13 protein-coding genes and 1 pseudogene are annotated in these 12,526 nt (G+C 40.7%); all 14 read left to right on the forward strand.

The annotated features are described in order from the left end of the window. Positions 1–31 precede the first annotated feature (31 nt). The 14 genes and pseudogenes from EJO50_RS01830 to EJO50_RS01890 all read left to right on the forward strand — a co-directional run bounded on the left by EJO50_RS01830 (position 32) and on the right by EJO50_RS01890 (position 11,693). Positions 32–2,860 (forward strand): type VI secretion system Vgr family protein, encoded by a 2,829-nt coding sequence (locus EJO50_RS01830; RefSeq protein ID WP_125976220.1) that lies wholly within the window; start codon positions 32–34, stop codon positions 2,858–2,860. Next, positions 2,844–4,127 carry a hypothetical protein gene (locus EJO50_RS01835; RefSeq protein ID WP_125971311.1) on the forward strand — a complete coding sequence of 428 codons (1,284 nt, stop codon included), beginning with the start codon at positions 2,844–2,846 and terminating at the stop codon, positions 4,125–4,127. The genes EJO50_RS01830 and EJO50_RS01835 overlap by 17 nt, the downstream gene beginning before the upstream one ends. 19 nt (positions 4,128–4,146) lie before the next feature. Continuing rightward, a complete protein-coding gene (locus EJO50_RS01840) occupies positions 4,147–4,575 on the forward strand; it encodes a hypothetical protein (protein WP_125971312.1) in 429 nt (142 codons plus the stop codon). 227 nt (positions 4,576–4,802) lie between these two features. Further along, positions 4,803–5,555 carry a hypothetical protein gene (locus EJO50_RS01845; protein WP_125971313.1) on the forward strand — a complete coding sequence of 251 codons (753 nt, stop codon included), beginning with the start codon at positions 4,803–4,805 and terminating at the stop codon, positions 5,553–5,555. 19 nt (positions 5,556–5,574) lie between these two features. Next, positions 5,575–6,006 carry a hypothetical protein gene (locus EJO50_RS01850; RefSeq protein WP_125971314.1) on the forward strand — a complete coding sequence of 144 codons (432 nt, stop codon included), beginning with the start codon at positions 5,575–5,577 and terminating at the stop codon, positions 6,004–6,006. A gap of 258 nt (positions 6,007–6,264) precedes the next feature. After that, positions 6,265–6,543 (forward strand): hypothetical protein, encoded by a 279-nt coding sequence (locus tag EJO50_RS01855; RefSeq protein WP_125971315.1) that lies wholly within the window; start codon positions 6,265–6,267, stop codon positions 6,541–6,543. A gap of 181 nt (positions 6,544–6,724) precedes the next feature. Further along, positions 6,725–7,102, forward strand: a complete 378-nt coding sequence (locus tag EJO50_RS01860) for a hypothetical protein (RefSeq protein ID WP_125971316.1) — start codon at positions 6,725–6,727, stop codon at positions 7,100–7,102. Beyond that, positions 7,099–7,740: a hypothetical protein gene (locus EJO50_RS01865; RefSeq protein WP_125971317.1), complete on the forward strand. Its 642-nt coding sequence runs from the start codon at positions 7,099–7,101 to the stop codon at positions 7,738–7,740. Before EJO50_RS01860 ends, EJO50_RS01865 begins: the two co-directional genes overlap by 4 nt. A 536-nt stretch (positions 7,741–8,276) precedes the next feature. Beyond that, a pseudogene (locus EJO50_RS17675) lies at positions 8,277–8,498 on the forward strand (hypothetical protein); the annotation flags it as partial. Between the two features lie 68 nt (positions 8,499–8,566). Further along, a protein-coding gene (locus tag EJO50_RS01875; RefSeq protein WP_125971318.1) for an IS3 family transposase occupies positions 8,567–9,654 on the forward strand; the annotation gives its coding sequence in 2 pieces (ribosomal slippage) (positions 8,567–8,819 and positions 8,819–9,654; 1,089 coding nt in all). 83 nt (positions 9,655–9,737) lie between these two features. Then, positions 9,738–10,268 carry a hypothetical protein gene (locus EJO50_RS01880; RefSeq protein ID WP_125971319.1) on the forward strand — a complete coding sequence of 177 codons (531 nt, stop codon included), beginning with the start codon at positions 9,738–9,740 and terminating at the stop codon, positions 10,266–10,268. A 54-nt stretch (positions 10,269–10,322) separates the two neighbouring features. Beyond that, positions 10,323–10,892 (forward strand): hypothetical protein, encoded by a 570-nt coding sequence (locus EJO50_RS01885; RefSeq protein WP_164521403.1) that lies wholly within the window; start codon positions 10,323–10,325, stop codon positions 10,890–10,892. A gap of 371 nt (positions 10,893–11,263) precedes the next feature. Continuing rightward, on the forward strand, positions 11,264–11,416 hold the full coding sequence (locus tag EJO50_RS17090; RefSeq protein WP_164521404.1) for a hypothetical protein: 153 nt from the start codon (positions 11,264–11,266) through the stop codon (positions 11,414–11,416). Next, positions 11,394–11,693, forward strand: coding sequence for a hypothetical protein (locus tag EJO50_RS01890; RefSeq protein ID WP_125971321.1), 300 nt, complete (start codon positions 11,394–11,396; stop codon positions 11,691–11,693). Before EJO50_RS17090 ends, EJO50_RS01890 begins: the two co-directional genes overlap by 23 nt. The last annotated feature ends 833 nt before the right edge of the window (positions 11,694–12,526 follow it).

A 12,526-nucleotide genomic window follows, 5' to 3' on the forward strand; every position in this document is an offset into this window, starting at 1 on the left:
CGCTTTACCTGGATTGCTAATGATTTTCCCCATGCCTTTATCACAATTACTGGGCAGTTTTGCGGCTGCATTTAATCAAGATCAGCGGTTGATCTCCCTACAATTAGGAGATGGTGCAGCCTGGGGGGAGCAGCTTTTACCACAGCGGGTGGATGGCAGGGAGGGGATCAATCAGGCTTATCAATACCTGATTGATTGCCTTTCCCCCGATAGTGCTTTAGAGCTTAAATCGCTACTGGGTTTGCCAGTCGTTTTATCTATTGAAAATGCGAATGGTGAGGCGGTTGAGCGCTGTGGGGTTGTCTCCCAAGCGCAATTACTGGGCTCGGATGGCGGCTTCGCAAAGTACGCGCTGACAGTAGAACCGCCTTTTGCTTTGCTTAGATACCGCCGCACTTCCCGCGTGTTCCAGGATTTATCCGTCCCCGATATTGTGAAGCAGGTACTGGCTGAGCATCAGGACAAAAATCCGGTGTTTGCATCGGTGCAAACGCTGGATTTCAAGCTCTCCGGCACGCATTCACCGCGATCCTATTGCTTACAATACCGCGAATCCGATTTCGATTTTCTGACACGATTATTAGCAGAGGAAGGCTTAGCCTGGTTATTTAATCATTTTCCGGGCGATAGCCCTCAGGTTCAGTTGCTTGTGTTTGATGATGCTTTTGCAATTGCAGAAGCGACAGATCCATTTGTTAGATTTCACAGAGCCGACGCCACGGAAGAGAGCGATAGTCTGACTGAATGGCAGAGTCAGCGGCAAATCGGCAGCAGCAGCGTGTCTTTGGCCAGCTTTGATTACAAAGCTACCAGAACCAACGAAAGTTTTGATGAAAGTAGCATCGATCAGGGTGATGGCGGCCAGCAGCTGCAGGTAAGTTTCGAAGATTATGACCCGCAATCGCTGTATTACGCCAGCGACGCGGAAGGCCTAAGCCACTATGCTAGCTTGCGTCAGCAGGCAATGGACGCGCAAAAGAAATCCTTTAGCGGCTCTGGTACTTTACGCAGCCTGCAAGCCGGGCAGTGGTTCCGCCTGGAAGATCATCCCGCGCATGAATGGGATAGCGCCGAGCAGCGTGAATTTGCTATCACTGAGCTGAAATTCACCGCAAACAATAACCTCCCAGCGGATCTCACCCAGCAACTTAGCTTAGTCGCGCCCGGCTTACTCGTAGGAGCGGCTTTAGCCGCAAATACCCTCCCTTATCAAGCTAATTTTACCGCCCAAAGGCGTGGCCAGCCGATCGTGCCCGCTTTTGCCCATAAAGCGCTGAGCAAACCTAAAAGCTTTGGCGTGCAAACCGCCACCGTGGTTGGGCCTGCCGGATCAGAGGTGCACACCGATGAGCAAGGGCGCATAAAAATAGAATTCCACTGGCAGCGTGCTGCAGAACACCCAGAGTTTGGCGCAAACCTTGATGATAAGTCATCCTGCTGGATCCGCGTCGCCTACCCATCGGCAGGTGCTGGCTTTGGGCATCAGTTCATCCCGCGCATCGGTCAGGAAGTGTTAGTTGATTTTATCGAAGGCGATATCGACCGCCCGATTGTCACCGGCGTGGTCCATAACGGCAGCCATCCTGTGCCAACATTCAGCGGCGCAGGCGCGCTGCCTGCCAATAAAACGTTATCTGGTATCAAAACCAAAGAGCATGAGGGCGGCCAGTATGGCGAGCTGCTGTTTGATGATACCAAGGGCGAAGTTCGTACTAAATTATCCAGCGAGCACGGCAAAACCCAGCTTAACCTTGGTTACTTAATTCACCCAAGAACTGACGGCAAGGGTGAGCCACGCGGCGAAGGCTTTGAATTACGCACCGACAAACAAGGTGCCATTCGCGCCAATGGCTTACTCATCAGCACCGAAGCCAAAAGCGGCGCCAGCGGCAAACAGCTCGATCGCAGCCCCGCCCAAAGCCAGCTGGAGTCCGCACTGGCACTGGCCCAAAGCCTGGGTGAAACAGCGACCAACCAACTTGCCGATACGATTGAAACCGGCGACGATGAACAAACCATCAAGCCCGACAACAGCCCCGGCAGCAAAGCCACCACCGGCCATCTGCACCACCACGTGCACGCCAGCAAAAGCTTCGAGGCAGGCAGCAATACCGATCAAGATGGCAAAACCAAATCCAAAGAGCAGGCAGGGCAGCAAAAAATCATCCTGCTGCACGGTGAGGATGGCGTCGCCATCACCAGCCCGCAAAGCCAGACGATTGCTGCAGGCACCAACCTCGATCTGGTCGCGCAAAGAGACAGCAACCAGACCTCCGGCCGCCGCTGGATACATAACGTGGGCGAGCACATCAGCCTGTTTGTAGCCGGGGTAAAAGGCAAAATCGCGCTCAAACTAATCGCAGCCAAAGGCAAAATCCAGCTGCAGGCGCAGAGTGACGATGTGGAAATTACCGCAGACAAAAATGTAAAAATCACAGCCTGTAAAGAAAAAGTAGAAATCGCCGCAGGCGACGAAGTGCTCTTCACCTCCGGCGGTGGTTATATCCGGCTAAAGGGCGGCAATATCGAGATTCACTGCCCTGGGGAAGTGAGTATTAAGGGGGCGAGTCATGAGTTGAGTGGGCCTACTAGCTTGGCAAAAAATTATAATGAAATGCCCGTGAGCAAGTTTGAGCGGAAATATCAAATCAAAGATGAAGAATCGGGACAACCACTCGCTAATCAGCGATTTAAAATCACGCGTGCTACAGGCGAAGTGGAATTCGGTAAAACAGATGGCAATGGGTTTACTCATATGATTAAAAACCCTGATACCTCTGAACGCATTCAAATTGAAGTGGTAGCAACGCCTGCGAAAAAAGAAAAAAGTCAGAGGATTAGTAATGACAACGCCGAATAATGCGGATCTGGAATGCAAACAAACAGATTTTCTTGGCGCTGCCAATGGTAAGGATAATATTAAGCCCATTTGCATGCCCAAGAAAATTCAACTTCTGACTGAGCTTGATAAAGGGTCAGGCAACGATGGGTCAGGTAGTAGCACATCAACGGCTATGCTATATGATCATCGATATAATATTGAGGTATGCCTGTTTAATGGCGAAAAACTACCGAATAACGAAAATTATAAATGGGCTATTGAGTATATTTCTCCCTCTTTGCCAGGCAAAAAAATTCGCCTTGAACTTAAACAACAAGGGGCGCGAATTGGCTTAGAGATTGATGACATTGATTATTGCGGTTGCGAGCTTTCAATTCAGGCGTATACCGATGCTCCTGAAAAATTTATCGAATTAAAACAGCTGGTTCACCATCGTTTTTACTGGGTTGATAAAAAAAGAATCGATCAACAGATTCAGGAACGAAAAAGCGAGCCATGGCGAATTGATCAGGGTCGTAGCAGCCTGTGCGGTATGGCGGCACTTTTTTATGTCACTATTAAAAATAGTGCCGATCGCTATCAAAAGATTGCTCAAGACTTGCATCGAATGGGTGAATGCACCATAGATGGTTTTCGAATAAAGCCCTCAGCTAAAATGTATGAAATTGATCCCGCTAATCATGGTGGGTACAAACGAATGAATATGTGGGAAGTGGATTGGATTGTGCTCGCCGGAACGCGCAGCTCTGAGAGTAATTTGGGCTATCACGGGTTGGAGTCGGGTAACTGGGATCAATTTGCCGCTATTAATTGGCCTGGAATGATGGAAGACTTGGTCAAAAAAATTGGTGGATACAAACAAACTAAAGCCGTGGATGTAGATTTGCTCACACCACTTACTCAAAACGCATTCCTTAGTAATAGCCGTGATCCTGCAAAAGATTTACCCAAGCTGGATGAAATAGACAAGAGCTATCGCGAGGGCAAGCAAGTATTAATGATGATAGATGCGGATATGCTGTCTGACACTCTTGGCTACAAACTAGGGGATATTGCTCAATCACACTGGATTGTTTATGAAGGTGGTATGGTAAAGGATTCAATCAAGCAAAGCGTGAAATTTAAAGTATTTAGCTGGGCATTCGATCCTGGATCTGGAGTTAAGTACCAAATTAATCAAGTTCTGCCAGATTCAAAGGCAAGTTGCCCAATAAAAACAAGTGGCGGTATTTTATTCTCCTCCTTTACGAGTAACCATTATGGCCACATTGAAGCACATAACTAAGATCGCAGTGGGTGTTTTTATGTTAATGACATTTTCGGCTAATGCAAGCGAATGCGAGTCCATACCTACACTTATCTTGATACATGAGTGGATTGGTGAATTGCCCAAACAAGCGGAATTGAAAATATACAAGGGCGACAGTAAATTTTTTGATAAAACAAAGTCGACTATTGAAAAGAACAATATAAGATTTTATCAACCTAAGCCTGAATATTTACCGACCTTAGAAATTGATTTCTCAGAGCTAAAATCAACTCGTTTACCAATAAATTCTGACTTTATATTGGTTATCGATAATAAAGATGAGTATCGATTCTCGGAAATCGAGCCACCAATAAAGCGACTCGGTTGCCCCATAAGCGGAAAAGTAAATGATTGTAGTTTTCAAAGAAACTCCCCTGTCATGGCTGCGAAATTTAAATGCGGTAAGCAAATAATGAAAAAATGATAAATAGTATAGGTAGATTGAATTGCGCAACTAAGATCGAGAGGGAAACTGGGGACAGACCACGGTTTGTTGTTGATATCTACTTATTAGATTGACTTTCTTTAAAAATACATATTTAAAATTTCAAATAAGTCTTTGGGGGCAGGTCTTTTATTTTGAATAAAAACAAAAGACCTGCCCCCAATTAATGATGGCGAATTGATCAGGGTCGTAGCAGCTTGCTCGGTATGGCCGCACTTTATTGTGTCACTATTAAAAATAGCGCCGATCGCTATCAAAAGATTGCACAAGATCAGCATCGAATGGATGAATGCACTATAGATGGATTTCGAATAAAACCCTCCGCCAAAATGTATGAAATTGATCCCGCAAATCATGGTGGGTACAAACGGATGAGAATGTGGGAAGTGGATTGGATTGTGCTTGCCGGTACTCGCAGCTCGGAGAGTAATTTGGGCTATCACGGATTGGAGTCGGGTAGCTGGGACCAATTTGCTGCAATTAATTGGCCAGGAATGATGGAAGACTTGGTCAAAAAAATTGGCGGATATAAACAAACTAAAGCCGTAGATGTTGATTTGGCTACACCACTTATTCAAAACGCATTCCTTAGCAATAGCCGTGACCCAGCAAAAGATTTGCCCAAGCTGGATGAAATGGACAAGAGCTATCGCGAGGGCAAGCAAATCTTAATGATGATCGATATGGATATGCTATTGGACACTCCGGGCTACAAGCTAGGCGATATTGCTCAATCGCACTGGATTGTTTACGAAGGCGGCATGGTAAAAGATTCAACAAATCAACGAGTGAAATTTAAAGTATTTAGCTGGGCATATGATCCTAGCACTGGAATTAGGTACTCAATTAATAAAAATTTTCCAGACTCAAACGCAAGTAACCCAATAAAAACAAGTGCTGGTATTTTATTCTCCTCCTTTACGAGTAGCCATTATGGCCACATTGAAGCACATAACTAAGTTTATAGTTGGCATGTCTATGTTTATGTCATTTTCCACCTATGCAAGTGAATGCGAGTCTATACCCGCATTTGTTATGATTTACGGTTGGATTGGAGAGTTGCCAAAAAAAGCGGAATTGAAAATATACAAGGATGATGGTAAATTTATCGATAAAAAAAATTCATTAATTGAAAATAATAATATAAGAAATTATCAATATAAGCCAGAATATCCGCCAACCTTGGAAATTGATTTCTCAGAGCTTAAGTCAACACGCTTACCAGTAGATGCAAACTTTATCCTAGTACTCGACAATAAAATTGAGTACCGATTCTCGGAAATCGATCCTCCATTGAAACGGCTTGGCTGTCGCTTAAGAGGGAAAGTAAATGCATGTAGTTTTCAAGGTGGTTCTCCAGTCTTGTCTGCCGAATTTAAATGTGGAAATAAAATAACTAAAAAAGAATAAAGTGATGAATAGTAAATCAGGGGGTAGACCACGATTTATTGTTATCTTTGCTTATTATTTTAAGATTTAAGTTCTTTGAAAATACACAGTTAATAATTTAAACAAAGGCAGGAGATAAATCCTGCTTTTGTTTTACCTATATTAAATACCGAAAATTTAAAAGTCGCTGCGTGCAAATCAAATTCATTACGAGAAAATTCTACTTAAAATGACGATTGTTTGGTGGGGGATTACCAAGCTATTGCGAAAGAAAATAGTATGAAAGACATTAATAAAGTATTAGTTGGTCAGGAAGTGGTCTTGCCTGCACGTCCTGTTAGTCGAAAACCAGAACAAGGTTTGATTGCAGATGTACTTTGTGCGTTAGGGCTTGATTATGCTGATGAGCATGCACTTGAATATGTTCGCAGCCATGTAGTACAACCTAAAGGGGGGATTATTCAGGCTAATTACAGCGCTCAAGAGGACTGTAAAACCAGCGACCTCAAAGCCACAGCCCAAAGAAACGCAAACATCGAAAGAAAAGCCTGTACCTAAGGTTGTCCCTGTTATTCGTACAAATGGTAAGGCAATAGTTGAAATACATCCCTGATGTACTAAAGCCTGAACTGATCTCCGCACATACAAAGAGTTTATTACAACAAATTGGAGATGAACTTGGGATTCAAAAATTAAATATACGAGTGGATTACGCGTTCCTAAGCGTCAAGCTATAACTATGTATGACAATATTAAGCAAAAAGGTGTTGCTTCACAAAAAGATATGTATGCTGCTACTGGTGATGCGATCGTTAATGTTTATGTCCGGTTGAATGCTGCAGGTAAGTCAAAAGGTGAGATTTTAGCTGCAATGGAGGCAGAGATAATTAGCTTAAGTGAAAAAGGTCAGCGTGTTTCCAAGCATTGTGTTTCTGAAGCTCAATATAACAAATTAAACGTTATTGATATTTCTCCCCGCACTATTCCACAGTCTTTGCATAAAGCGATGAAGACTAAATTAGTGAATTTGAAATCCCAAGGATTATTAGAGAAATTTATTATCCCGGGGGAAGTAAAAGGCGAGCCTGCCTACCACTTAGAGATCCCACAACCATGAAATTTAATTATGAAACAATCCATCTAGTTGCATGTAGTGCTCTGCTATTGTCAGTTACTTTTTTTGCTGAAGCCGCATGTGGACCAATTGTTGATGGTGTTTATGTAACTGATAACAATGCAAGTGTGATAGGAAAAGACGGTAATCATACAAATGTGCTTGGAAGTTTGAAAAGATCAGACCCAAAATGGGCTGCAACAACTTTAGGGTTTTCTGTTGCTTTAATTAAAAAAAGTGATCAATTGATTTTTAGCAGAACAATTGGTAATGGGCTTGATGATCAATATGAGACTTTGTCGATAAGAGCGGAATCATCTAATTCCACGGCATGTAATGAAAATGGAGGATGGACTTTACAAGCTACACAATATTATCCAAATTATATTAATTTGTTTGGAAAACTACGAGGGAAAGCGAAAAAATTACCTGAGCCTATCCGTATAAATTTTACCCTGCAACCCGTTGAGGCGAATGCATTACGGATTGTTGCTTGTAAATCAGAGGTTCAGGAAGGTGGCCGGTGGCGTGCATATAGTGAATATGATTCTGTTGATTTATGTACTAATTTGAAAATGAGAAAATTGTTTAATATTCGTCCTGATGTGATTGGTCGAAAAGAGTGGAATGGGGCATTTTAAACCGTAAACTGGATACATAAACTGGGGTTGGCCATAGTTTATTTTTGATCTTTACTTATTAAGAGCAAAACTATTTAAAAATATGCAGTTAAAAATTTAAACAATGGTAAGCGAGTGGCTTTCAGTTAATTATTTATAATGTTAAAGGCGTAAATAAAGACTTTTAAATCAATGGAATAAATGACAAAAAAGGAGTCTCCTCGATTATTTTTAAAAATTATTTTGCATCAATAGCGCTTGGCCTCTTGCTTCTTGCTTGTTAGTATGAATTGTATGGCTGCGCCAACAATTCATAGTTGGGTTGATTCCCAGGGTGAAAATAAAGTTTCAATTGAGGTTTCTAAAAACACTCAAGGGAAAAATATATTGCTTAGTGTTTTTTTTATTATCTTAATGATGAGAGAAAACTTAAACCGGGGACAGACCACAGTTTATTGTTGTTCTTCACTTATTAATATTTAAGCTCTTTAAAAATACACAGTTAAAAATTTAAACAAAGGCAAGAGAGTAGCCTTGCTTTTGTTTTTACCTATGCAGAACACTGCAGTCCCAAAAGCCGCGGCGTACAGACCGCCACCGTCGTCGGCCCTGCCGGATCAGAAGTCCACACCGATGAGCAAGGCCGGATAAAAATTCAGCTACATTGGCAGCGTACGGCTGAGCATCCTGAGTTTGGCGCAAACCTTGATGACAAGTCATCCTGCTGGATCCGCGTGGCCTACCCATCGGCAGGTGCTGGCTTTGGGCATCAGTTCATCGGTAATCCCCCCACAAAACCAGCTCATTTTTAAGTAGAATTTTCTCGCAGTCTTTGAGGAGCTTCTACATGAAAGCCGTGGGTAATTTATATTGCCAGATTATGGCGATTTTAAAGCAGGCCGAAGCCGGCTCGACCGTTCCCGATCTCTGCCGCGAACACGGCATGAGCGCCGCATCATTCTATAAGTGGCGCGCTAAGTTTGGCGGTATGGACGTCTCGATGATGACGCGAATGAAAGAGCTGGAGGATGAAAATAAGCGCCTTAAAAAGATGTATATTGAAGCCCAAATGCAGGCGGACATCATCAAGGAAGCCATGTCAAAAAAGTGGTGAAGCCATCTCAGCGCCGCGAGATGGCTCACTGGGCCGTTGAAACCAGGGCCGTTTCTATTCGTACGGCTTGCGCTAGCTTTGCAATTAGCACGACTTGCTATCGCTATATTCGCAAACTAGATGCGGAAAACGCAAAAATTGCGGATTCGCTGATTCAGCTTACTGAAACGAATCGAAGCTGGGGCTTTGGCCTCTGCTTTTTGCATTTGCGCAACGTCAGGAAAAAGCACTGGAATCATAAACGGGTCTACAGAATTTACTGCGATTTAGAATTAAATCTGCGAATTAAGCCTAAAAAACGTTTAGATCGCGAAACGCCGGAGCCATTAGCAGTGCCAGAGGCAAAAAATGAAACGTGGTCGATGGATTTTATGCATGATCAATTAGCCGATGGACGTAGTATTCGCTTATTCAATGTGATTGATGATTTTAATCGGGAAGGATTAGGCATTGAAGTTGATTTCTCTTTGCCGGCAGAGCGTGTAATACGCAGCTTGAATCAAATCATTGAATGGCGCGGCAAGCCTAAGCGAATCAGGTCCGATAATGGCCCTGAATATATTAGCCATCTGCTAAAGAATTGGGCAGAGCAACAATCGATTGAATTGGCTTATATTCAGCCTGGCAATCCGCAGCAAAATGCATATATTGAGCGCTATAATCGCACCGTACGTTATGAATGGCTGGCTTGCGATAACTTTGAAAGCCTTGCCGAAGTGCAAGAAACTGCAACGCAATGGCTTTGGACTTACAATAACGAGCGCCCGCATATGGGATTGGGCGGCATCACCCCGAAACAAAAACTGGTATTACATGCCTAGCCTCTACTTTTAAGTGAGCTTAAAAACGGGGGGATTACCGGATGATTTAACCAACCCAACTAACTCATTGGACTCTGTAGAAAATGGTTAAAAATTTAATATTAATGTTTGTTTTTTCTTCTTCATTGGCTGTAGCTGGTGATAGTGGTGCTGATATGTTGAATAAAGAAGACTTTATTGGGTATTTTATTAACTATAAAAATATACTTGGAAACAAAATAGGTCGAATAGATAATCGGTTGGAAGATGCTTGCAAGCGCGGGGAGGTAAAGATGCTTCGTCCATTTTCACATAATGGTTACTCCTATGCGTATGCATGCAAAATTGATAAGGTTAGATTTTTGATCGGAATTAATGATGAGACTCCGAAGAAGTTGGTTAATGATTTTATTTTGGTAACAAGCTTAGATTTATATGATATGGTAAATGAGAAGGTCGTTGGTAAATATGGGAAGTGTAAATTTCCGAGAGAAACACCTACATATTCTACATGTACATACTCAATTGGAATTGATCCTAGCACAAAGTTGGGGAGAATTGTCACGTTTGAAAAGGATGCAGAAAAGAAAGCTACTATGTATATGTTGAGTGTTGAGTCTGGAAATGGAATTTAATTTATATTGTTGAAGCTTTTTAATTCTTTATTTTTTATTAAATTAGCGAATTTTATGTTTAAAAATTATATGTTTTGTATTTTATTATTCTTTACACCGCAAGTATTTGCTGATGTTGAGAATGATTCTGTGTTTTCTAGCGATGGTATGCATAGTATGCATTATAAGTGTGTGGATTTTAAATGTGATTTTTGGGTTAAAGATAATCATGCAACTGAGGTGAAGTTGCTTAGTAAAATTAAAGCAAGATATCCTGCAATAAGTTGGTTGAATCCGTCATTGGCACAGATTGTTTTAAGCTGTGGTAGTGATTGTAATATTAAGTATTACTATCATGTTAAAAATGGCCTTAGTAACCCGCTGCAGCAGGTTTTGGCAATAGAAGCTAATAAGCAATGTGTATTGCTTGCCACTGAAAAGGGGTTGAGCATAGAAAATATTTACAGTCGTAAAGTTAGATTAAAAATATCGTATACAGATCCAAATATGAAATTTGATCTAACAAGAGCGGTTATGTATGTTGGCATGGAGGCTACTTTTGATGATAAAGGTGGGCTGATTTTTAATTATACGGATGAAAATAGCCGTGCTAGACATAAGTACTATAAAAATGTGTGTATGTAATTGATTTATTTTTTTATAAAAAAAGAAAAGGTAATTATATGCTTTTGTTCTAAGTGTTTATAAATATTTAAAGCAACATTAAGGGCCAGTCTGAATGGATAGATATAAATTATTATTTAATTAATGTTTTTCTTAAACCGGGGACAGTCCACAGTTTATTGTTGATCTCTACTTGTTAGGACTAAAAATATTTAAAATTAAACGGTTAAGAATTTAAACAATGGTAAGCAAGTAATTTTGAGTTACTTATTTATAATGTTAATAGCGTAAATAGAAAATTTATAGTCAATGGCGCAAATGATAATTCTCTTTTACGAGTAACTATTATGACCATATTGAAGCATGCAACTAAGATCGTAGTAGGTATTTTTATGAGCATGACATTTGCTGCCCATGCAAGTGAATGCGAGTCTATGCCTGCTGCTATATTGATCGATCATTGGATTGGCGAATTGCCAAAACAGGCAGAATTACAAATATACAAGGGTGACAGCAAATTTATTGATAAAAAAATCAGTTATTGAAAAAAATAATATAAAATTTTATCAGCCTAAGCCAGAATATTTGCCTACTTTAGAAATCGATTTCGCAGAGCTTAAGTCAACACGCTTACCAGTAGATGCAAATTTTATCTTGGTACTCGATAATAAAATTGAGTACCGATTCTCGGAAATTGATCCTCCATTAAAACGGCTTGGCTGCCGCTTAAGAGGGAAAGTAAATACATGTAGCTTTCAAAGCGGTGTTTCAGTCATGACTGCTGAATTCAAATGTGGAAATAAAATAACTAAAAAAGAATAAAGTGATGAATAGTAAATCGGGGGGTAGACCACGGTTTATTGTTATCTTTGCTTATTATTAAGATTTAATATCTTTAAAAATACACAGTTAATAATTTAAATAAAGGCAGGGGATAAATCCTGCTTTTGTTTTACCTATATTAAATACCGAAAGTTTAAAAGTCGCTGCGTGCAAACCAAATTCATTACGAGAAAATTCTACTTAAAACGACGATTGTTTGGAGGGGGGATTACCAGTGATCAATTGATTTTTAGCTGCAAAGTTATAGGCTTAAATCTTCCATTTCATATTTAACGCCAGCAGCGTAATTTAAAATTTTATCTGATGACTTAGTAAAGAATATTATTTCTATCGAGCCATTCAAACTTGAATTTGCTGAAAAGTGCACAAGGAGAAATGTGAATAGAGAAAGCTATCACTTTTCCGTCGATGGAAAAAAATAAATTTTTCTGTGCCATTGCAAAACTGGTGGATGATTATATTTTTAATATTTTCATGATGAAATTTGACGGTGTTATATATCAATAGATTTTTTTGAAAATGGTTAAAAATTAATTTTTTAAACAACTTTACAATCTGAATTATCTGGCTCTATTAAGGTTCGTAATTTTGTGCAGATCACAATAATAAATTTAGCATCTGAATGCTTTATGGTTAAAGCAAAATATGTAATTGGGTAGATTTAAGCTCTGGCTGTGCATTATGATTGTTGTGAATGTTAAAAAATATCCCTTAAAAGTGTAAATAAATGATGGCCGTCAATGCTTGGTAAATAGATTAAATTATTGCTTATTTTCTCCAGTATGTGTATTTATTATGCTAATTATTTTCTG

It is taken from the genome of Iodobacter ciconiae, from assembly GCF_003952345.1.
In the GTDB taxonomy this organism is placed as follows: Bacteria; Pseudomonadota; Gammaproteobacteria; order Burkholderiales; family Chitinibacteraceae; genus Iodobacter; species Iodobacter ciconiae.

Excerpts from the sequence above, each read along its gene's own strand:
- EJO50_RS01830 (WP_125976220.1), top strand. The coding sequence starts at position 32 with ATGCCTTTATCACAATTACTGGGCAGTTTTGCGGCTGCATTTAATCAA.
- EJO50_RS01840 (WP_125971312.1), top strand. The coding sequence starts at position 4,147 with ATGTTAATGACATTTTCGGCTAATGCAAGCGAATGCGAGTCCATACCT.
- EJO50_RS01865 (WP_125971317.1), top strand. The coding sequence starts at position 7,099 with ATGAAATTTAATTATGAAACAATCCATCTAGTTGCATGTAGTGCTCTG.
- EJO50_RS01855 (WP_125971315.1), top strand. The coding sequence starts at position 6,265 with ATGAAAGACATTAATAAAGTATTAGTTGGTCAGGAAGTGGTCTTGCCT.
- EJO50_RS01885 (WP_164521403.1), top strand. The coding sequence starts at position 10,323 with ATGTTTAAAAATTATATGTTTTGTATTTTATTATTCTTTACACCGCAA.
- EJO50_RS01880 (WP_125971319.1), top strand. The coding sequence starts at position 9,738 with ATGGTTAAAAATTTAATATTAATGTTTGTTTTTTCTTCTTCATTGGCT.
- EJO50_RS01850 (WP_125971314.1), top strand. The coding sequence starts at position 5,575 with ATGTTTATGTCATTTTCCACCTATGCAAGTGAATGCGAGTCTATACCC.
- EJO50_RS01835 (WP_125971311.1), top strand. The coding sequence starts at position 2,844 with ATGACAACGCCGAATAATGCGGATCTGGAATGCAAACAAACAGATTTT.
- EJO50_RS01860 (WP_125971316.1), top strand. The coding sequence starts at position 6,725 with ATGTATGACAATATTAAGCAAAAAGGTGTTGCTTCACAAAAAGATATG.
- EJO50_RS01845 (WP_125971313.1), top strand. The coding sequence starts at position 4,803 with ATGGCCGCACTTTATTGTGTCACTATTAAAAATAGCGCCGATCGCTAT.
- EJO50_RS17090 (WP_164521404.1), top strand. The coding sequence starts at position 11,264 with ATGAGCATGACATTTGCTGCCCATGCAAGTGAATGCGAGTCTATGCCT.